General features: G+C 63.5%; 15 protein-coding genes. 3 read left to right on the plus strand and 12 right to left on the minus strand.

What is annotated here, in order from left to right:
* Nucleotides 1-70 precede the first annotated feature (70 nt).
* The 4 genes from MRUB_RS09410 to MRUB_RS09425 form a co-directional block, all read right to left on the minus strand.
* The gene (locus MRUB_RS09410; protein WP_013014113.1) at nt 71-2,281 is read right to left on the minus strand and encodes an ATP-dependent Clp protease ATP-binding subunit; all 2,211 of its coding nucleotides are present in this window, start codon (nt 2,279-2,281) and stop codon (nt 71-73) included.
* A 167-nt stretch (nt 2,282-2,448) separates the two neighbouring features.
* A complete protein-coding gene (locus tag MRUB_RS09415; protein ID WP_013014114.1) occupies nt 2,449-3,039 on the minus strand; it encodes a MarR family winged helix-turn-helix transcriptional regulator in 591 nt (196 codons plus the stop codon).
* Nucleotides 3,040-3,074: 35 nt separating this feature from the next.
* Nucleotides 3,075-3,479, minus strand: coding sequence for a cytochrome P460 family protein (locus MRUB_RS09420; protein ID WP_015586849.1), 405 nt, complete (start codon nt 3,477-3,479; stop codon nt 3,075-3,077).
* 232 nt (nt 3,480-3,711) lie between these two features.
* On the minus strand, nt 3,712-4,266 hold the full coding sequence (locus MRUB_RS09425) for a Uma2 family endonuclease (protein WP_013014116.1): 555 nt from the start codon (nt 4,264-4,266) through the stop codon (nt 3,712-3,714).
* A 328-nt stretch (nt 4,267-4,594) separates the two neighbouring features.
* Here MRUB_RS09425 and MRUB_RS09430 point away from each other — a divergent pair, with 328 nt between their 5' ends.
* The 3 genes from MRUB_RS09430 to MRUB_RS09440 all read left to right on the plus strand — a co-directional run bounded on the left by MRUB_RS09430 (nt 4,595) and on the right by MRUB_RS09440 (nt 8,255).
* Nucleotides 4,595-6,121, plus strand: coding sequence for a glycine--tRNA ligase (locus MRUB_RS09430; protein WP_013014117.1), 1,527 nt, complete (start codon nt 4,595-4,597; stop codon nt 6,119-6,121).
* Complete coding sequence (locus MRUB_RS09435) at nt 6,121-6,384, plus strand: hypothetical protein (protein ID WP_013014118.1); 264 nt, start codon at nt 6,121-6,123, stop codon at nt 6,382-6,384. Before MRUB_RS09430 ends, MRUB_RS09435 begins: the two co-directional genes overlap by 1 nt.
* An 89-nt stretch (nt 6,385-6,473) precedes the next feature.
* Nucleotides 6,474-8,255, plus strand: a complete 1,782-nt coding sequence (locus MRUB_RS09440; RefSeq protein ID WP_013014119.1) for an RCC1 domain-containing protein — start codon at nt 6,474-6,476, stop codon at nt 8,253-8,255.
* Between the two features lie 176 nt (nt 8,256-8,431).
* Here the strand turns inward: MRUB_RS09440 and MRUB_RS09445 are convergent, their stop codons facing one another.
* The 8 genes from MRUB_RS09445 to MRUB_RS09480 all read right to left on the minus strand — a co-directional run bounded on the left by MRUB_RS09445 (nt 8,432) and on the right by MRUB_RS09480 (nt 19,166).
* On the minus strand, nt 8,432-10,675 hold the full coding sequence (locus tag MRUB_RS09445) for a proton-conducting transporter transmembrane domain-containing protein (RefSeq protein WP_013014120.1): 2,244 nt from the start codon (nt 10,673-10,675) through the stop codon (nt 8,432-8,434).
* A gap of 52 nt (nt 10,676-10,727) precedes the next feature.
* Nucleotides 10,728-12,149, minus strand: coding sequence for a complex I subunit 4 family protein (locus tag MRUB_RS09450; protein WP_013014121.1), 1,422 nt, complete (start codon nt 12,147-12,149; stop codon nt 10,728-10,730).
* Nucleotides 12,146-13,978 (minus strand): NADH-quinone oxidoreductase subunit L, encoded by a 1,833-nt coding sequence (nuoL, locus tag MRUB_RS09455; RefSeq protein ID WP_013014122.1) that lies wholly within the window; start codon nt 13,976-13,978, stop codon nt 12,146-12,148. Before nuoL ends, MRUB_RS09450 begins: the two co-directional genes overlap by 4 nt.
* Before the next feature lie 3 nt (nt 13,979-13,981).
* Nucleotides 13,982-14,272 carry an NADH-quinone oxidoreductase subunit NuoK gene (gene nuoK / locus MRUB_RS09460; protein WP_013014123.1) on the minus strand — a complete coding sequence of 97 codons (291 nt, stop codon included), beginning with the start codon at nt 14,270-14,272 and terminating at the stop codon, nt 13,982-13,984.
* A complete protein-coding gene (locus MRUB_RS09465) occupies nt 14,269-14,868 on the minus strand; it encodes an NADH-quinone oxidoreductase subunit J family protein (RefSeq protein WP_013014124.1) in 600 nt (199 codons plus the stop codon). Before MRUB_RS09465 ends, nuoK begins: the two co-directional genes overlap by 4 nt.
* A 124-nt stretch (nt 14,869-14,992) precedes the next feature.
* Nucleotides 14,993-15,526: an NADH-quinone oxidoreductase subunit NuoI gene (nuoI, locus tag MRUB_RS09470; RefSeq protein WP_013014125.1), complete on the minus strand. Its 534-nt coding sequence runs from the start codon at nt 15,524-15,526 to the stop codon at nt 14,993-14,995.
* 23 nt (nt 15,527-15,549) lie between these two features.
* The gene (nuoH, locus tag MRUB_RS09475; protein WP_036198637.1) at nt 15,550-16,662 is read right to left on the minus strand and encodes an NADH-quinone oxidoreductase subunit NuoH; all 1,113 of its coding nucleotides are present in this window, start codon (nt 16,660-16,662) and stop codon (nt 15,550-15,552) included.
* Between the two features lie 137 nt (nt 16,663-16,799).
* A complete protein-coding gene (locus MRUB_RS09480) occupies nt 16,800-19,166 on the minus strand; it encodes a molybdopterin-dependent oxidoreductase (protein ID WP_013014127.1) in 2,367 nt (788 codons plus the stop codon).
* Nucleotide 19,167: the final 1 nt, after the last annotated feature.

The raw sequence follows: 19,167 nt of genomic DNA on the forward strand, positions 1-19,167 counted from the left end.
AAGCCTCGAATGTCAGCGCAAACCCAGAAAAACCCCCCCGCGGGCGGGGAGGTGTGGGGCCTGGGCTTTGCTAAGCCAAGCCCAGGCTCAGCGCCTCTTCTTCGATGGCAACCGCGCCGTCCTTGAGGGTCACAAAGAGGGTGCGGCCCGGACGGGAGAGGAGCTCGAGGGAGAGCGGGTCTTCGATCTTCTCCCGGATCAGGTTGCGCAGGATGCGGGTGCTGCCCTGCTTGGGGGCCTGGCTGACCAGCCAGGAGGCCAGCGAGGGGTCGAAACGCACCACCTTCTCGCGGGACTCGAGCTCTTTGGCGATGTCCTCGAGCATAATCTGCGCGACCTGCACCAGCTCGGGCTCGCTCAGGTTGCGGAAGCGGATGACCTCGTCCAGGCGGTCGAGGAACTCCGGGGTAAAGATGGCCTTGAGGGGGCTCTCGGTGTCCACCTCGCGGTTGGTGAAGCCGATGGCCGGCCCCACGTTGAAGCCGGTGTTGGAGGTCATAATCAGGATCACCCGGCGGAAGTCCACCGTGCGGCCCAGGCCGTCGGTCAGGCGGCCTTCGTCCAGCACCTGCAAGAAGGTGTTGTAGATGTCGGGGTGGGCTTTCTCGATCTCGTCCAGCAGCACCACGCTGAAGGGCTGGCGACGCACCGCCTCGGTCAGGCGCCCCCCCTGCTCATAGCCCACGTAGCCCGGCGGGGCCCCAATCAGCTTGGAGATGGAGTGGGGCTCCTGGAACTCGCTCATGTCGAAGCGGATGAGCGCCCGCTCCGAGCCGAAGAGCACCTCGGCCAGGGCTTTAGCCAGGTGGGTCTTGCCCACACCCGAGGAACCCACAAACAGGAAGCTGGCCGAGACCCGCGTCCGCCCGCCCAGCCCCACCCGGCTGCGGCGCAGCGCGGCGGCCAGGGCCTCGACAGCCTCTTTCTGACCAATTACCCGCTTGTTGAGTTCTTCCTCGAGGCCAAAGAGCTTGCTGTCGTCCTTGTCGTCTACGTAGATACCGCCCCAGGAGTCCACCACGCTCTCGATGTCCTCGCGGGCTACCAGTGGGGTGCCGTCTTCGTCCACCGCCACCGGCAGGCCCAGCGAGTCGTTAAGGCGCACCCGGCTGGCGGCTTCGTCGATCAGGTCAATGGCCTTGTCGGGGAAGTTGCGCCCCGGCAGGCTGCGGATGCCAATCTTGACCGAGAGGCCCAGAATCTCGTCGGGGATGACCACCCCGTGGTGGGCCTCGTAGCGGGGGCGCAGCCCTTTGAGGATTTCCAGGGTCTCCTCGGGGGTGGGCTCCAGCACGATTACCGGCTGGAAGCGGCGCTCCAGGGCCGCGTCTTTCTCGATATAGCGATGGTACTCGCCGGTGGTGGTGGCCCCGATCACCTGAATCTCACCCCGGCTCAGGGGGGGCTTGAGGATGTTGGCGGCGTCCAGGGTGCCCTCGGCCCCGCCCGCCCCAATCAGGGTGTGCAGCTCATCAATAAAGGCCACCACCTTGGCATTCTTGAGCTCCTCGATAATCTGGCGCAGGCGCTCTTCGAACTCGCCCCGGTACTTGGTACCAGCCACCACCCCGGCCAGATCCACCGAGACGATGCGGGCCCCGCGCAGCACCGGCGGCACCCGGCCTTCCACGATGGCCTGGGCCAGCCCCTCCACAATGGCAGTCTTGCCCACACCGGGGTCGCCCACCAGCACGGGGTTGTTCTTGGTGCGGCGGGCCAGAATCTGAATGACCCGGTTGATCTCCTCGGTGCGGCCAATCACCGGATCGAGCTTGCCTTCGCGGGCCTCGCGGGTCAGGTCGCGGCCATACTCGTCCAGGAATGGCGTGGCAACGGCCTTCTCTTTGGTCTGCTCACCAGCCTGCGAGAGCACCCGCCAGCGGATGGTATCCACATCCTTGGCGTAATGGGTCATGATGCGGTAGGCGATGCCGTCGCCCTCCCGGATGATGCCCAGCAGGATGTGCTCGGTGCCAATCACCTGGCTGGACATGTTGCGGGCCTCGGCCCCGGCCAGCTCCATTACCCGACGGGCGCGCGGGGTGATGGCCGGCGGCTCACCGGTGCGGCTGCCCTCGCCCCGCCCGACCAACTCCTCGACCATCCGGCGCATGGCCTCCAAGCTGGCCCCGTACTCCATCAGGATGCGCGCGGCCGTACCCCCCTCGCGCATCAGGCCCAGTAGCAGGTGCTCGGGCCCGATCATGCTATGGCCCAGTCGGCTCCCTTCCTCCCTGGCGTAATGAAAAACCAACCTGGCGCGATCGTCGTACCTGTTCAAGCGCGAACCTCCTGGTGTGTCGTACAAGTATTCATAGCGCCGCTTTCTACCTACCTCAATATTACAGTATGACCGGCCCTTGCTTGGTGTTTGCGCCACACGTTACGAAGCGTTTAATAATGCCATGTGCGCTGTAACAGACAGCCCCAAGAAGCCTTTGTGGGGATCTAGCACCGACCATCGGGTTGTGCGCCCGGGCTAAACTCAGGACAGTCCACCCGCAGTTGGGGCGCGAGCAAAGGTTTTTGCAATAGGGTGCAGTGATATTTACCGCTTTGGCTGTGCAAATGCCGGCATAGCAAGCACATACGCACCACGGTGATGACGGAATCCTCTACCAGCCGAGCTAGCAGCGCCAGCAGCAGATCGTACAGGGCTTCTTTCTGTGTGGTCTGAAGAGCTCTTAGGGCATGCTGTATGGGGTAATCCCAGTCTTTTAGCTTGTCCACGTACTCGAGACCAGCGGGGGTAAGCTCTAGGGTATGGGTTCGGCGATCGCGCCCAGGATGGCGTATCAGCAACCCTTTGGTCACCAAAGCGCTGACCGCATCGCTAATGGTAGCAGGGGTCAGGTCAAAGTACTGCGCCAGCACCCCCACCCTGCGCGTGCTCGGCTCGCGGAGATGGAGGTGTAGCAGAATTAGAGCCTGGATAGGACTGAGGCCCAGGGGCTCCGCTGTTTGCCATAGCAAAACCCGCTGGGCCTGAGCCAGGCGTTCGAGGGCCGAGGTGAGTTTTTTTTCCAGAGGTGCTTCCATGGCGCGGTGCAGATAGCCGCACCGCCAATTTTACTCTAGGGGCGGAAGCTGCTAAAAACAAAATCGGTGTTGGCAGCGCCCCTGTGGCACTCGTAGCAGCTATTGGCGTTTATTTCGACGGGCCTGCGGCTATCGCCTTCAAATACTGCGTATCCCCAGTTGCCCGTAGCAGCAAAGCGGCGCGTGTCTTTTTCCATCACGATCACGGCTTTTCGTTTACCTTCAACAACCGCGTTTTCCGCCTTTACGGGCTCGAGCAGATCAAACACTATTACAGCCCCTTCAGGAAAAACCCGTGGGTTGGCCTGGTAGCCTTGCATGGCTTTGCTATTGGCATAGATGTGGTGCAGGCCCCCCACCAGCTCGAACAGAGGATGGCCTTTTTCCACAATCATGCTCTTGACGTGAGTCCAGGTGCGGTAACCCTCGGGAAAGGCCACGCCTTCTACAGTTTGTCCAGATACACCGACCACCAAGCCAAAAGACCCTATCAACAAAAGGAGACCAAGCCAGGGCTTTTTCATAGCAGAACCCCCATTTATTTAGGACTCCTAAATATATCATCCAACAGCGCCCCCGTCAAGCCATCCACCTGATACCGTTTTTTGAGTGGACAACCGCTATACGAGAAAGAATGCTAAAAGCGGAGGCCTCGGAAAACCAGCCCAGAGACTACCCCAGCCGGGCATAGATGTCCTCGAGGGCAATCTCCAGGTTTACGCAGGGCAGCTTGAGCGAGCCGCTCTCAATGCGTTCGTAGAACCAGCCCCCCTCCATCCGCCGGAACACCTCGGCCCGCATGGTGTCTTGCTCGAGCAAGACGTACATTTGCAGACTGGGTAGGGTCTGGTAGTTGAGCCACTTTTCGCCCCGATCGATGTCGAGTGTGCTATCTGACAAAACTTCCACAATCAGACAGGGTGAGCGCTTGATGTATGGATGGTCGTCGGAGGCATCGCATACCACCATGACGTCGGGGTAGTAGATAGCGCCCGTGGGCGTCTGGACTTTGACATCGCTCATCAAAACCCGACAGCCAGTGTCTCTGCTGTTTTGAGCGATAGCCATGGCTAGCTCAAAGGCCAGGCGGTTGTGGCGTTCGCTGCTACCGGCCATGGCAAAAACCTGTCCATGGGCATACTCGTGCCGCTCAGAGGAGGTGGCCTCAAAGGCGAGAAACTCCTCTACCGACACCTCGGTTTTGACAGGGGGTTTCGACCTGGGCATCCCCTACAGGATAGCAAAATCCTTGATGGGAAAGGGCCGCTGTGTTACCTTGTAGCTTGCGTTGAACCGCAGGAGTAACCCGGCGTTCCGCTACAGCGAGCCTGGGAGGGTGTGAGCCGGGCAGCCAAGAACCGGGTGAAGGGCGGCGGGGCAAACCTCAACGCAGCTCAAAGGGCCTCGAGCGACCTCGAGGAACTGGGGTGGAACCGCGGATGTCCGCGCCTTTCCCGGCGCGTATTCGTCCCCAGGCATGCGTGCCGGGGGTTTCTTTTTTCCCGGCATAAGCTGGTGAGGGGCCCCAATCCTGCCCAGCCAAAAGGAGCAAGCTATGCCTGCTGAAACGATGGAAGAACTGGTAAGCCTGTGCAAGCGCCGGGGGTTTATCTTCCCTGGGTCGGATATCTATGGGGGTTTGCAGGGAACCTACGACTACGGCCCCCTGGGGGTTGAACTCAAAAACAACCTCAAGGCCGCCTGGTGGCGGGCCAACGTCTACGAGCGCGACGATATAGAAGGCCTGGATGCCAGCATCCTGACCCACCGGCTGGTGCTTTTTTACTCGGGCCACGAGGCCACCTTCTCGGATCCCCTGGTGGATAACCGCATCTCCAAAAAGCGCTACCGCCTGGATCACCTCCTCAAGGAGCAAAAACCCAGCGTGCTACAGGCTTTATCACAAGCCATGGGGCTACAGCAGGACGAGAGCCTGGCGGCCCTGGTCTCGCGCCTGCTGGCTGAACCCGAGAAGGCCGCCCTGGCCATGAACACCGCCCGGGTCATAGACCCTGCCGACGGCGCGCCCGGCGACTGGACACCCCCGCGGCCTTTCAACATGATGTTCAAAACCCAGATTGGCCCCGTGGCCGACGAAGACTCCTACGGCTACCTGCGTCCCGAGACGGCCCAGGGCATCTTTATCAACTTCAAAAACGTGCTCGATGCCACCAGCCGCCGCCTACCCTTTGGGGTGGCCCAGATTGGCAAGGCTTTCCGCAACGAGATTACCCCGCGCAACTTCATCTTCCGGGTGCGCGAGTTCGAGCAGATGGAGATCGAGTACTTTGTGAAGCCCGGCACCGACGAAGAATGGCACCAGCGCTGGCTCGAGGCGCGCCTGGCTTGGTGGGAGGCGCAGGGCATCCCCCGCGAGCAAATCCGGGTGCTGGACGTGCCCAAGGAAGACCTCTCGCACTACTCCAAGCGCACCTTCGACCTGATGTACAACTTCCCCACCCTGGGCTTCGAGGAGATTGAGGGCATCGCCAACCGCAGCGACTACGACCTGGGCAGCCACACCAAGGGCCAGGCCGAGCTGAAGATTCAGGCCCGGGTGCTGGAAAACCACGACTCCACCGCCAAGCTGGCAGTGCAAGACCCCGAGACCAAAGAGTGGTTCGTACCTTTTGTGATCGAGCCCTCGGCGGGGGTTGATCGGGGGGTGCTGGCGGTTTTGTCCCAGGCCTACACTCGGGAAAAGCTGGAAAACGGCGAGGAGCGCATCGTGCTTAAACTCAAGCCGCACCTGGCCCCCATCAAGGTGGCGGTCATCCCGCTGGCTAAAAACAAAGAGGAGATCACCAGCTACGCCCGCCGCCTCAAGGCCGATTTGCAGGCCCTGGGCTTTGGCCGGGTGCTCTACGAGGACACCGGCAACATCGGCAAAGCCTATCGCCGCCACGACGAGGTGGGCACGCCCTTTTGCGTTACGGTGGACTACGACACCATCGGCAAAAGCCAGGACGGCAGCACCGCCCTGCAAGACACCGTGACGGTGCGCGACCGCGACACCATGCAGCAGGAGCGGGTAGCGGTAAAGGAACTGCCCCAGTACCTGCTCGAGCGCCTTAAAAGCTGATGCGCCTGGCTATCTGTACCGGCTGTCACGCCCGGGAGGACGAAAAGCACTTTGCGGGCTGGATCGAGCTTCTTCAGTCCCGCCTGGGGGTGGGCTACTTTGGCGGGGAGGGCCAGGGGATTGAGGTAGATTTTGTATCGTGTCTATCGCATTGCGAACAAGGCTTCGCGCTGACGGTAGAGGACGAGGTGCTGGTGCTGGAAAATGCAGAAGATTTTGCGGCTTTTTTAGAGCGGCTGAAGCGGGTGGCTTCAACCAGGTAACTGAAACTTAGTAAACCCAGTGCCACATTTGTCACCGACTTCGAATTGCTCAAGCTCTATGATGAAATCGAATTTAGCAAGGAGGTACTGTGAAGAAGTTATTCTTACCTCTCGCAGTGGCTGGTCTGATGTTGACTGGTTGTAGCACGCAATCGCAGTCTCAGCCCAACTTCACACTATCCCTCAACCCCAGCAGCGCTTTGGTCAGCCCTGGTGATTCGGCCTCGAGTACCCTCACCATCACCCCTCAGAACGGCTTTAGCGGCACTGTGAACCTGAGCCTGCAAAACCCCCCGGCGGGCATCACGGTCTCACCCAGCACCATCGAGGTAAGCGGGCCAAACCCACAGGACTTCACCATCACCTTCAACACCACTTCCAGCACCCCCACCGGCCCCAGCACCCTCGCGCTGGTGGCTGCCCAGGGCAGCCTGAGCAAAACCGTCAGCTTTGAACTAACCGTAACCTCGTTCAACATTGCCCTGACCCGCTCGAGCACCCTGCGGGCCCAGGGTCAGAGCTTCTCAGACTTCAGCCTCACCCTCACCCCCGAGGCCGGGTTTAGCGGTTCGGTGAGCCTGAGCCTGCAATCACCCCTCAGCGGTATCAGCCTCAGCCCGGCCAGCCTGAGCGCCTCCGGGCCAGTAACCCTTTCAGTAGACCGCACGGTTCCAGAAGGTGTTTACAACCTCATCGTACAGGCCAGCAGCGGCAACCTGACCCGCACCGCCCCCCTTACCCTGCGGGTGCTGCGGGCCAACACCCTGGCCGCCGGGGGCTACTTTAGCGCGGCCATCAAACCCAACGGCCAGGTCTGGTCGTGGGGCGACAACACCTACGGGCAGCTAGGCCGGGCAACCACCAGCCCCAGCGATAGCACCCCCACCCAGGCTTCTCTCATCAACGATGCAGTCTCGATTTCCCTGGGCGAGTACCACGCCATTGCCCTCACCAACGATGGCCGGGTGGTTACGCTGGGACGAGACGACTACGGGCAGTTGGGGGATGGGCCGGGGGACTCGAGCGGCACCCACACCGCCCCCAACCTGCGCGACAACATCCTGCCGGCTGGGATCAAGGCTGTGGCTGTTCAGGCAGGCCGCTACCACTCCCTGGCTTTGACCTCCGAAGGCACCGTCTACGCCTGGGGGCGCAACGATGTGGGCCAGCTCGGCCTTGGCACAATCACTGCCCCACAGGAATCGCCCGCGCTTATTCCTGGCTTGAGCGACGTAATTGCCCTGGCCGCCGGCGACGACCACACCCTAGCCCTCAAAGCCGATGGCAGCGTCTGGGCCTGGGGCGACAACCCCAACGGCGAGCTGGGAACCGGAGACATCACGCCCTACAGCGTACCGACCGCTGTATCAAACCTACCAGGTGTAAAGGCCATCGCTGCCGGGGGCAACCACTCGGTCGCGCTGCTGGCTGACGGAACGGTGCGTACCTGGGGCTATAACAACCACGGTCAGCTTGGCAATGGCAGCAACACAAACAGCAACGTACCGGTTCCGGTCACGGGCCTAACGGACGTGGTGGGCATTGCGGCGGGCTACGAGTTCACCCTGGCCGTTCTGAGCAATGGTTCGGTCAAGGCCTGGGGGCACGACGACAGCTTCCAGCTTGGCAACGGTGCCACCACGGGCGACCAGACCACCCCGGTGGATGTTCAGGGCATACCCACAGGTCGAAGCGTGCGGGGCTTAACGGCGGGCATCTTCCACGCCCTGGCCCTGCTGGACGATGGCTCGATGGTGGCCTGGGGCAGCAACGTTCAGGGTCAGCTAGGTGATGGGACTCCTAACTCCTCTGATACCGCCAAGCCGGTGTCCATTACCGGCGTACAGGTGCCCCCCACCGCTGCGCCCTAGCCCGGATGGCACGAGCGCCCTAGGCTGGGCGCTTTTTATTTGGTGGGCTCTGGTATCCGCCGATGGCAGCTTATAAAGCCAACCATTGCAGGTCTTCTGCGGGGTGGGCCAATCGGCCCCTCGAGGGTTAAACAGCCTGGGGGCCCACCTGCGCGAGCCCCCAGACCAAAAAAAGCCTACTGGACATTGAGCGAGATGGTGGCGAGGGGCGGCTCGCTCTCGGGCGCCCCGGTGGGGCGCACCTCGTAGGTGATCTGGCCGGGGCCGGGGTCGGAGAAGTAGCTCCAGCCGCAGGCGGCGCTCAAGGGTAGGTCGCGCCGCCCGATCACGCGGTCGCCGCGCTTGACCAGCACGGTATAGCTTCTGGCCGAGCCCACCCCACCGAAGCGGAATGGACGGGAGACCGTACCCCCGGCCTGAAGGTTCGAGAGGGCAAACTGCAGGTTGCAGGCAGCCCCGGCCTGGGCCTCGGCCACCACCAGGGCAATCTTGCTTCCCGAGGTTGCGCCTTCGGCGCGCACCTCATAGGTGCGGGTGCCGCTCGAGGGCGGTGGAACGTTCAAGCTCCACAACCCGTTGGCATCGGCGCTGACCCGCCCCAGGCTGGCCCCGTCCTCAAAAACCTCCACGGTCTGGCCCGGCTGGGCCGTACCCTGGAGGGTAAAACCGGTGGCCGAAACCGTGGCCCCATCCACAGGCGCGATAAAGGTGGGTTCGACCGGGGGCGTGGCGGTCACGCGGACGCTGGCCCCGGTCATCTGCCCGGGGCGGCGGGCCTCGTAGGTGTGTGCACCGGCGGTCAGGGCCGAGACCGGGAGCGCAAAGCTCCAGCGCCCATCGGAGCCTACCGTTACAGCGCCAAGGGCCGCGCCGTTGTCGAAGAGCTCGAGGGTCTCCCCTGGCTGGCCAGCCCCCTGCAGGGTATAGCTGCCCACTGCCAGGGTCGAACCGTCCGCCGGTGCGGTGATGGTTACAGCCGCTGCCGCCGGGGGCAGGCCCGCGCTGAAGGCCCGCAGGCCCAGTCCAGGCAGAACCGAGAGCAGGCCCAGCAGGGCCATCGCCCCCACCAGCATCCCCGCCGCAGGCAGGCCCGTTCGCGTCGCGGGGGCCATCAGGGCCTGGGTGAGGCCCATCGGGGCCGCCGCTACCGGAACCCCCGGCGCTTCCGAGCTGCCATACTGGGCCAGGGCCGCCTCGGCCTCGCGGTCTTCGGCTTCCTGGGCCGGCGTGGGCTGGCTGAAAATCAGGAAGAAGACCCGGAGGTAGTAGTAAGCGCCAATGGCCGAGGTGACCAGGGCCAGCACCACCAGTCCGTAGAACCCGGCCCGGGCCGCCTCCTGGAAGACCAGGTACTTGGCCCAGAACCCGGCCAGCGGGGGCAGCCCCAGCACCGAAAGAATGCCCAGCCCCAGGGCCCCGCCCAGCAGGGGCTTGCGGTACCACAGGCCCCGCAGGCGCTCGAGCGGTACATCCTGGTTGGAGAGCATCGAGAGCACCGCAAAGATCAGGCCCGTAGCCAGGCCGTAGGTCAGCAGATAGAACGGGATGGTGGCCTGCCCGGTGGGGCCAAACAGCCCCAGGCCGATGTAGCCCGCATTGGCGATGGAGGAGTAAGCAAAAAGCCGCTTGGCTTCAGTCTGAGACAGAGCTCCCAGATTCCCAAACAGGGTGCTGAGGGCAATCAGGGCAGCCATCCCGACCCCCCAGGCTTCCAGGCCTTCAGGGGTAAAGATGCGCAGCATGGCCGCAAAAGCCGCCGCCTTGACCGCCGTGGCCATAAAGAGGGTGACCACCGTAGGGCTCCCCTGGTAAACGTCCGGCGACCACCACTGGAAGGGCACCATGGCGGTCTTGAAGGCAAACGCCGCCATAATCAGCAACAACCCAGCCACGTAGAGCGGCCCCGAGCCGGTCGCACCCACCATAAAGCTGCCGGTTGCCCCAAAGTACAGGGCGATGCCATAGAGAAAGATGGCCGCCCCCAGCGCCCCCAGCAGGAAGTATTTCAGGCCCGCTTCAAAACCTTTCTCATCGCGCTGCCAGGTGGCCAGTACGTACAGCGGCAGCGAGAAAACCTCCAAGGCAATCACCAGCACCACCAGGTTGGGGCTGCTGGCCATGACGTGCATACCGGTCACCGCAAACAGCACCAGCAAGGGGTATTCAAATTTCTTAGCAGGCCCCAGCAAAAGCGCCCACAACCCACCCAGAATGGCTACCAGGGTCAGGCCCCGGGCCAGGGTATCGAAGCGGTAGAGGCCCCCAAAGGCCTCCACGGTCTGGCCCCAGCCCACCAGAGAGAACAAACCCGCCAACAGCAGCGCCGCCACGGTCACGATGCGGTTGGCCTCGCGGGAGATGAGGAAGGCCAGCAGCGACAGCACGGTGGCGAAGCCTGCCAGCAAGTACAAAGTCAGCATCGCGCACCTCCCATCCGCGCAAAAGAGCTAAAAACCTGGCGCTTGCGGTCGGTCATGAAGCACCTCCAAAGAGCGCCGCAAGGGCCTTACCGAGAGGCTCGAGGTAGACCGTAAAAAGCTTTGGATAAAGGCCCATCAGAAGCAGCACCCCCACCGTAACAGCCGCAAAACCCCACTCACGGGTGTCCATATCGGGCACAGCCTGGGCCTGGGGGGTTTCCTGGAAAAGCTTCTGAAAGGCCGTGAGCGCATAGGCCGCCGCCGCAATCACCGCCAGGAACGCCAGGAAGGTCAGCCAGGGCGAGACCTTGTAGGCCCCCAGCAACACCATCAGCTCGCCGGGGAAGCCCGAGAGCCCCGGTAGCCCGATCATGGCCATCAGCAAGAACATGCCCAGCACATAGAGCGCCGGGGTGTGCCTGGCCAGACCACGCACCGGAAGGATGTCCAGGCTGCCGGTGCGCTTGTACACCAGACCCACAAACAGGAACATAGCGGAACCATAAATCATTGAAGCGCCCAGCAGGTACAGCGCCCCTACAGTGCCCTCCATGTTGCCGCTAAAGAGCCCCAGGGCTGCAACGCCCATGTGGGAAACCCCGGCATAGGCCAGCAAGGTTTTCCAGTCGGGCGCGCTGAAGGCCAGCCAGGCGGCGTACAACGCCCCAAAAGCGGCCAGGAAGAGCAGCAAGCCCTGCCACTCCTTGAAGCCCTCGGGCATCAGGGGAATGGCCCACTTGAACAGGGCAAAGACACCCACCTTGTACAGGGTGCCCATAGCATCGGCCAGGCCGGAGGGGTGGTTTTGTTGGTGGAAGCTAGGCAGCCAGGCATGCAGCGGGAAGAGCGGCGTTTTGACAGCCAGGGCAACTAAAAAGCCCAGAAAGGCCAGGACCGCGGCCTGCCCGGTCAGGGGATGGGCCACCAGGTCGGTATAGAGGAAGCTTTCGGCCCCGCCCAGGTAGCGCACCGCGAAGATGGCAGCCAGCATGGGCAGCGAGCCCACCAGGGTAAACAGCGCAAAGATGTAGATGGCTTTTAGGCGCTCCGCCCCCCCGTAAAACCACAGCATCAAGAGCGCCGGGATCAGCGTGGCCTCGAAGAAGGCATAGAAAAAGATCAGATCCTGGGCTGCAAAAATGCCCAACAAACCGGTCTGCATCATCAGAGCCAGGGCCAGGAAGCGCACCGGTACCTCGGCAATCCATACACCCAAAAGCACCACCAGGCCCACTGCAATCCACAACAGCAAACCGGCCCCATCCAGCCCCACCGCATAGTAGACCCCCACCTCGGGCAGGAAGGGGGTCTGGCTGGCATAGGCCACCCCCTGGCCCCCGTAGCCGGCAAACAGCGCCACCGCGATCGCCAGGCTCACCGCCGCCGAGACGATAGCGAAGGTGCGGCCCAGGCTCGGCAACATAAAGAGCGACAAACCTGCCAGGAGGGGTAACCACAGTCCCACATGAATCATCGCAACACCCCCCAGCCCACCAACAGCACCAGGGCTACCAGAAGCCCGGCCAGATAAAAGCGTAAAGACCCGGTCTCGAGCCTCGCCAGCAGGCTCCCCAGCCCGCCTACCAGGTTACCCAGGCCAGCAAAACCCGCCAGCAGACCCTTATCACCCCCGAATAAAAGCTCCGCTAGCCCTTTGGCCGGATTCACCAAGAGGGTGTTGTACAGGGCATCGGCATAGAAGCCTTGCAAAGCCGCCGCCTGGAAGCGCTCGTACCAGGCCGGCATCTTCTGCTGGAAAAAGCGGAAGCCCCACCACAAAGCGGCAATCGCCACCACCGCCGAGGTGAGGATGAGTACCCACTCGGTGAGCACCGGCAGCTTCTCGTGGGGAAACTCTCCGATGGCTTTGGTCAGGAAAGGTTCGATAAAGTTCTTGTAATCAATCACATACGGCAACCCCATAAAGCCCACACCAATGGCACCACCCATCAGGATGTGGTTGGGCCAGAGCATCACCGCCGGGCTTTCGTGGGGGTGTTCTTTGCCCCGGTACTCGCCCCAGAAGACCAGCACATACCAGCGAATCGAGTAGAGGGCAGCCAACACCGAGGCCAGCAGCATCAGGAACCACAGCCAGGGGCCATACTCGAAGGAGTAGGCCAGGATGGCGTCTTTCGACCAGAAGCCTGCCAGCGGCACCAGACCGCCCGAGGCGAAGGTGGCGATTAGGCCGTGCAGATGGGTGGCGGGCAGGTACTTGCGCATACCGCCCATCTTGCGCACGTCCTGCTCGCCCCCCAGGGCGTGAATCACCGAGCCCGAGGTCATGAACATCAGGGCTTTGAAGAAAGCATGGGTCACGATGTGGAAGATGGCCACCCAGTAGGCCCCCACCCCCACCGCCACGAACATGAAGCCGAGCTGCGAAAGGGTCGTGTAGGCCACGATGCGCTTGATGTCCCACTGGCCCAGCGAGCACAGCGCCCCGTAAAAGGCCGTCAAGAGGCCGATGAAAACGATCAGACCCGACAGGTAAGCGTCGTCGTGCAGCATGAAGGCGTGCCGCACCAGCAGGTAAACCCCCGCCGTGACCATGGTGGCCGCGTGAATCAGGGCCGATACCGGGGTGGGGCCGGCCATGGCGTCGGGCAGCCAGACCATCAGGGGCACCTGGGCGCTCTTGCCCATGGCCCCTACCAGCAGGAAGAAGCCGGCCAGCGTAAGGGTGGTAAAGCTATACCCCCCAGCCTCCACCTTCTCGGCCAGCTCGCTGATCGAGAGGGTGCCGAACATGCTCCAGAGCAGGCCCATGGCCAGCAGGAAGCCCAGGTCACCGATGCGGTTGACGATAAAGGCTTTACGGGCCGAGTCGACGTTAATCCGTTCGTGGTACCAGAAGCCGATCAGCAGGTACGAGGCCAGCCCCACCCCCTCCCAGCCGATGAAGACCACCGGCAGGCTGTCGCCCAGGATGAGCACCAGCATGGCCGCAATGAACAGGTTGAAGTAGCTAAAGAAGCGGCTGTAACCGGGGTCGCCGTGCATGTAGCCGATGGCCCAGACGTGGATTAGGAAACCCACCCCAGTCACCACCATCAGCATCACGCCCGAGAGGTTGTCGAGGTTGAGGCTGAAAGGGATGCCTGGCAGCCAGTCCGGGAGCGCCCAGCGCCCCCCCCCCTGCAGCAGCAAGACCAGGCCCAAAAGGAAGCTGCCCAGCACCAGCAAGGAGGCCAGCCAGCCCGCTGCCGGCTCGCCAATTCGCTTACCAAAAAGTCCCAGAAGCACGAACCCCAGGAGGGGCAGTGCGATAATCAGGGGTAGAAGAAAGGTCTCTTGCACGTTTTACCCCCTCAGTTGCCTTAGCTCATCTACGCTGGTGGTCTCGCGGCGGCGGAAGATGGCCACAATCAGACCAAGGCCCACCGCCACCTCGGCGGCGGCAATGGCGATGATGAAAAGCACCACCACCTGGGCCTCCAGGCTCCCGGTGAGCTTGGAGAAACTGATGAGCGAGAGCGCAGCGGCGTTGAGCATCAGTTCGATGGACAAAAACATCAGGATGGCGGTGCGCCGGGTCAAGGCACCGTAAGCACCAATTGAAAACAGCAGGGCCGAAGCCACAAGCCAGATCATCGCTTGACCACCGCCTTCTCATCTTTTTGCTGCCCGGCGGAAGGGCTGGGCTTTTGATCCTGTCGGAGGTGGGCCGGGTGACTGGTGGCCGCGACAATCCGCTCGGGTTCAATCAGCACCACCGCTGCCACCGTGGCCACCAGCAGCAAGAAGCCCACCACCAGCAAAGCATAGAGCCACTTCTCGGGATCGTAGAGCAGGGGCCCCAGGGCCTGGGGCAGGCCGCCCCCCAGGGCCGGCGTGCCGGCAGGCGGCTGAAAGCGGGTTACAGCGTAGGTCAGCACGCCGGCCAGACCCAGCGCCCCAAGCGCGGCCACCCAGCCCAGCCGGGGCAGCAAGTCCTGGCCCACGTTGGCGCTGGCCGCCGAGAGCAGCATGATGACGAACAGAAAGAGCACTACGATGGCCCCGGCGTAGACAATGATCTGGATCATAGCCACAAAGCGGGCCTCGAGCGCCACGTACACACCCGCCACCACCAGGAAATTGGCGATGAGCGCCAGGGCGGCGTGCACGGCGTTTTGCAGCCGCACCACGGCCAGGCCGGTACCGACCAGCACAAGCAGCGCAAGGACTTCCCAAAATCCGATACTCATTGATTCCTCCAGAGAGCCAGGGGTGGGCTCGAGCCTTTAGGGTCGCACATAATCCGAGCGATTTTACCCCCAACAATGTGTGTTGGGGAACACCTGCCTTTTGGACTCGAGCCTCCGGTCTGCCCTACTTGGGCGGCTTAAAGCCCTCGAGTTCGGGTCGCACGTAGGGCAGGCTGTAACCCCGCTTGACCGGCTTGCCCGTGTAGGCCGCCTCACGGCGCTGGGGCTTGGTGCCCTCCACCTCGACCAGCATGTCCTCCTTGCCGTAGACAAAGTCGGAGTAGCGGTAGTCGGCCATCTCGAAGTCGTAGCCCATCACCACCGCGCCGGTGGGGCAGGCCTCCTCGCACATCCCGCAGAAGATGCAGCGCAGCATGTTGATCTCGTAGACCCTGGCGTACCGCTCCCCTGCGCTGACGGGGTTATTGGGGTCGTTCTCGGCGGCTTCTACGTAGATGGCGTAGGCCGGGCAGGCCGCCGCACAGAGCGAGCAGCCGATGCACTTCTCAAGGCCGTTGGGATGCCGGGTCAGCACGTGTCGCCCGTGGAAACGGGGCTTCAGGGGCACCGGGGCATCCGGATAGGGAATGGTCACCGGTTTGGAAAACAGCGCCTTCAGGGTTATCCCCATGCTTTGCGCCAGTGCAGCAATGCTCACAGGTTCACTCCTTTCAATCGAGACTAATCGCCCGCACCCATGCGCGGCATGGCCCGGGGCTTGGGTTTGGCCGTCAGAATCACATAGGCCGAGAAGACCACCAGGCTGAGCAAGGAAAGCCAGCCCAGCACCGCAACCGGCCACTTGAAGGCCACCACCAGCGCCGACAGCAGGAACCAGGCCAGGGCCAGCGGGAAGAGGCGGCCCCAGCTAAAGACCATGAGCTGGTCGTAGCGCAGGCGGAAGAGCGTACCCCGCACCCAGATAAAGAAGAACAGGAACAGCGCGATTTTGACGAACATCCAGAGGTACGGGAGGGCGAACAGGCCCCCGATGAGGGGGATCTGCTCCATGAAGCCGGGCATCCGCCAGCCTCCCAAAAAGATCGTGGGAATCAGGGCCGAGGCGGTAATCAGGTGGATGTACTCGGCCATCTGGAACAGGGCCCACTTGATGGAGCTGTACTCGGTGTTATACCCCCCCACCAGTTCCTGCTCGGCCTCGGGCAGGTCGAAGGGCGTGCGGGCCGCTTCGGCCATGCTGGTCAGCAGGAAGATGGCGAAAGCCGGGAGCATGTAGAGAATCAGCCAGCCGTTTTGGTGTTGCCACTCGACAATTTCTCGCAGGTTCAGGGAGCCCACCAGCAGGACCGGGGCCAGCAGGCTGATGCCCAGGGCCAGCTCGTAGGAGATGAGCGAGGCCGAAGAGCGCAGCGAGCCCAGCAGGGAGTACTTGGAGTTGGAGGCCCAGCCCGCCAGAAAGATACCGTAGATGGCGATCTCCGAGACCGCGAAGACGTAGAGCAGGCCCACATCCAGGTCAATCACCCAGGGGTCGTAGCCAAAGAAGGCGTCCTTGGGGCCAAAGGGAATCAGGCCGAAGGTGAGCACCGCGAAGGTGACGGAGATCATGGGGGCCAGGACGAAGACCACTTTGTCAGCCCTGGCCACCACCAGGTCTTCCTTGAAGATGGACTTGATGGCATCGGCCAGGGGTTGCAGCAGGCCCGTGGGCCCCACCCGGTTGGGCCCCTGGCGGATCTGGATACGGGCCAGCAGGCGGCGCTCAATCAGGGTCATGTAGGCAAAGGCGGTCAGCAGTCCGAAGATGACCAGAAAGGCCTTGATCCCCACCATCCACAAGGGATCGGTGGCGCTCGAGCTGGCCGCGGGGGTGGCCTCGGCGGCCACGGCCAGGCCAGCCAGGAGCGGTGCACCAAAAGCCAGGCGCGTCTGGAGGCACCCCAGGCGCGGGTGCTTCTGTTGGGTCTGGTTCATGCGGCACCTCCTACCAGAATTTTGGCCTCCAGGCTGCGGCCCGCCCAGGCCCCCAGCGCCGGCACGTACATCACACCATCGGGCAACCCTACCACGGTTCTGACCTCGAGGCGCTCCCTTCCACCGGGCAGCTCGATCTCTACCCAGTACCCATCGGCCAGGCCCTGGGCGCGGGCCGTGGCCGGACTCATCTCCAGCCTGAGTTCGATCGCCTGGGCCACCGCCCCCACCACCTGCTCCCGCCGCCACATGGTGGGGCGCAGGTAGAGGGCTCCCTGGGTGGCATCGGCCTCGGAGGCGGCCCAGCCGGTACCTTTGGGCAGCCAGCGCTCGAGCGCCGCCGGCAGTTTGTGCTTTTCGACCAACAGGCGGGTGGCCTGGCGCACCAGCCGCACCGGGGTTTTGACCCCCAAAGCCTCGGCCAGCACCGCCAGCGCCGCCACCGCCCCGTCGGCTTCGCCGTTGTTGATGGCCACGGGCTCCAAAGGCAGCACCCGGCCTTCGAGGTTCAGGGTATGGCCGCGCTTTTCGTAGGGCGTCTGGTTGGGCAAAATCACGTCGGCGTACCGCTCAGCCAGCGGGTGCCGGTGCGTGAGGTGCAGGATGCGGAAAGAAGCCGCCTTGAGCTGGGCCTCGGTGGGCAGGTAGGCATAGTAAACCGCCCTGGGCCCGGCCTCCGTCCAGCCCGCACCCCCTTTGCCGGGGAAGAAGCCCAGGGCCTCCAAGCCCCGCGCGTTGGCCGCCGGGGTCATGCACATCACCTTGGCGCCGGTGCGCTCGGCGAGCTGCCGGGCCTTGAGGGCCGCCTGGGGCTGGTTGAGCACCCCCGCCCCCAGCACCAGCACCACCCGCTGGCTCTTCGCCAGGCGCTCCTTGACCCAGTCCACCGCCTCGGCCAGGCCCGCTGGGGCCTCGCCCTGGTTCAGCAAGGCCGCCAGCAGGGCCGCCTCGGCCCCTGGGGCATGCACGCCGCTGGCCCCGGCCCACTTGGCAGTGTTGCTGGGGTAGGCGCTGAAGAGGGCCAGCTTATGGGTCAGGCGGGGCATCCGCTCCTTGATGTTGAGGTCGGCAAAGGGGGTGCCGTGGTTCAGCCGGGCCGCCGGTTTGAGGCCGCGGCTGTACTCCGAAAGCCTGAGGTGCAGGGTGGGGGCCTCCTCGGTGGGCTCGCCCAGGATCAGCACGAACTCGGCATCCAGCAGCTCGTCGAAGCTGGCCGGGGTGAACCCCGTCACCGGGTAGGCGGTGCGGCCCTGGAAGTCGCGGTGCGGCGTGCCCAGGGCCTGGGTGAGCTCGAGGGCCGCCAGGCCCTCCTCGAGGGTGCTGCTGCCCGCCAGGTACACGCCGATGTCCGCTTTGGCCACGCCGCTCAAGCCCTTGCGGATGGCCTCGAGGGCCTCCTCCCAGTTGGTCTCAACCAGTTGGCCGTTCTTGCGTACCAAAGGAACGCGCACCCGGTTCTCGTTCACCCATTCGTGGCCGAAGCGGGCCGCATCGGAGATCCAGACCTCGTTCACCTCGCGGCGCTCGGCAGCCCGGATGCGCTCGAGGAGACCGCTGCGGGTGTCCACCGTGATGGCCGCCCCGCAGGCGTCGTCCATCGAGGTGGTCTCGGTGGCGTCGTACTCCCAGTTGCGGGCCCTGAAGCGCGCGGTTCGGTCGAGCAGGGCCCCCACCGGGCAGATATCCACGATGTTGCCGGTGAAGTTGGAGGGCAGGCCGTCGTCCTCGCTGTTGATGAAGGTGTGCACCCCCCGCTCGATAAAGTCCAGCACTTCGTCGCCCGGAATCTCCTCGAAGTAGCGCACGCAGCGCTTGCAGTGGATGCAGCGCTCGCGGTCGAGCACGATGAAGGGCGAGAGCGGATGGTGCTTGTCCACGTGCCGCCGGGTCATCTCGAAGCGGGTGTACATGGGCAGCTCCATGGGGTCGGGCTGGTAGAACTTCTCCACCAGGCCGTACTCGTAGCTGCGATCCTGTAGCTCACAGGCCCCGCCCTTGTCGCAGGTGGGGCAGTCGAGCGGGTGGTTGAGCAGGGTCAGCTCCACCATGCCCGACTGGGCGTGCTTCACCTCGTCGGAGAGGGTGTCCACCACCATCCCGTCGGTTACCGCGGTGATGCAGGCCGCCGCCAGCTTGGGCATCCAGAAAATTTTGGGCTGCCCATCCTCCATGATGAAGTTGCCGTCCGGCCCTTTGCGCGGGCTGCCGGTCCTAACCAGGCACATCCGGCAGGCCCCGATGGGCGACAGGTGCTTCTCAGCGCAGAACAGCGGCACATCGTAGCCAGCGTGGAAGATGGCATCCATCACCGAGGTGCCGTTCGGTACCTCTATGGTTCTGTCGTTAATGGTTACCTTGGCCATT

The sequence above is a fragment of the Meiothermus ruber DSM 1279 genome (assembly GCF_000024425.1).
GTDB lineage: Bacteria > Deinococcota > Deinococci > Deinococcales > Thermaceae > Meiothermus > Meiothermus ruber.

What these genes read in the sequence shown, in the direction of transcription:
- MRUB_RS09465 (WP_013014124.1), bottom strand. Translation starts at nt 14,868, where the DNA reads ATGAGTATCGGATTTTGGGAAGTCCTTGCGCTGCTTGTGCTGGTCGGT.
- MRUB_RS09425 (WP_013014116.1), bottom strand. Translation starts at nt 4,266, where the DNA reads ATGCCCAGGTCGAAACCCCCTGTCAAAACCGAGGTGTCGGTAGAGGAG.
- nuoK (WP_013014123.1), bottom strand. Translation starts at nt 14,272, where the DNA reads ATGATCTGGCTTGTGGCTTCGGCCCTGCTGTTTTCAATTGGTGCTTAC.
- MRUB_RS09415 (WP_013014114.1), bottom strand. Translation starts at nt 3,039, where the DNA reads ATGGAAGCACCTCTGGAAAAAAAACTCACCTCGGCCCTCGAACGCCTG.
- MRUB_RS09430 (WP_013014117.1), top strand. Translation starts at nt 4,595, where the DNA reads ATGCCTGCTGAAACGATGGAAGAACTGGTAAGCCTGTGCAAGCGCCGG.
- MRUB_RS09445 (WP_013014120.1), bottom strand. Translation starts at nt 10,675, where the DNA reads ATGCTGACTTTGTACTTGCTGGCAGGCTTCGCCACCGTGCTGTCGCTG.
- MRUB_RS09450 (WP_013014121.1), bottom strand. Translation starts at nt 12,149, where the DNA reads ATGATTCATGTGGGACTGTGGTTACCCCTCCTGGCAGGTTTGTCGCTC.
- MRUB_RS09480 (WP_013014127.1), bottom strand. Translation starts at nt 19,166, where the DNA reads ATGGCCAAGGTAACCATTAACGACAGAACCATAGAGGTACCGAACGGC.
- MRUB_RS09435 (WP_013014118.1), top strand. Translation starts at nt 6,121, where the DNA reads ATGCGCCTGGCTATCTGTACCGGCTGTCACGCCCGGGAGGACGAAAAG.
- nuoH (WP_036198637.1), bottom strand. Translation starts at nt 16,662, where the DNA reads ATGGTGGGGATCAAGGCCTTTCTGGTCATCTTCGGACTGCTGACCGCC.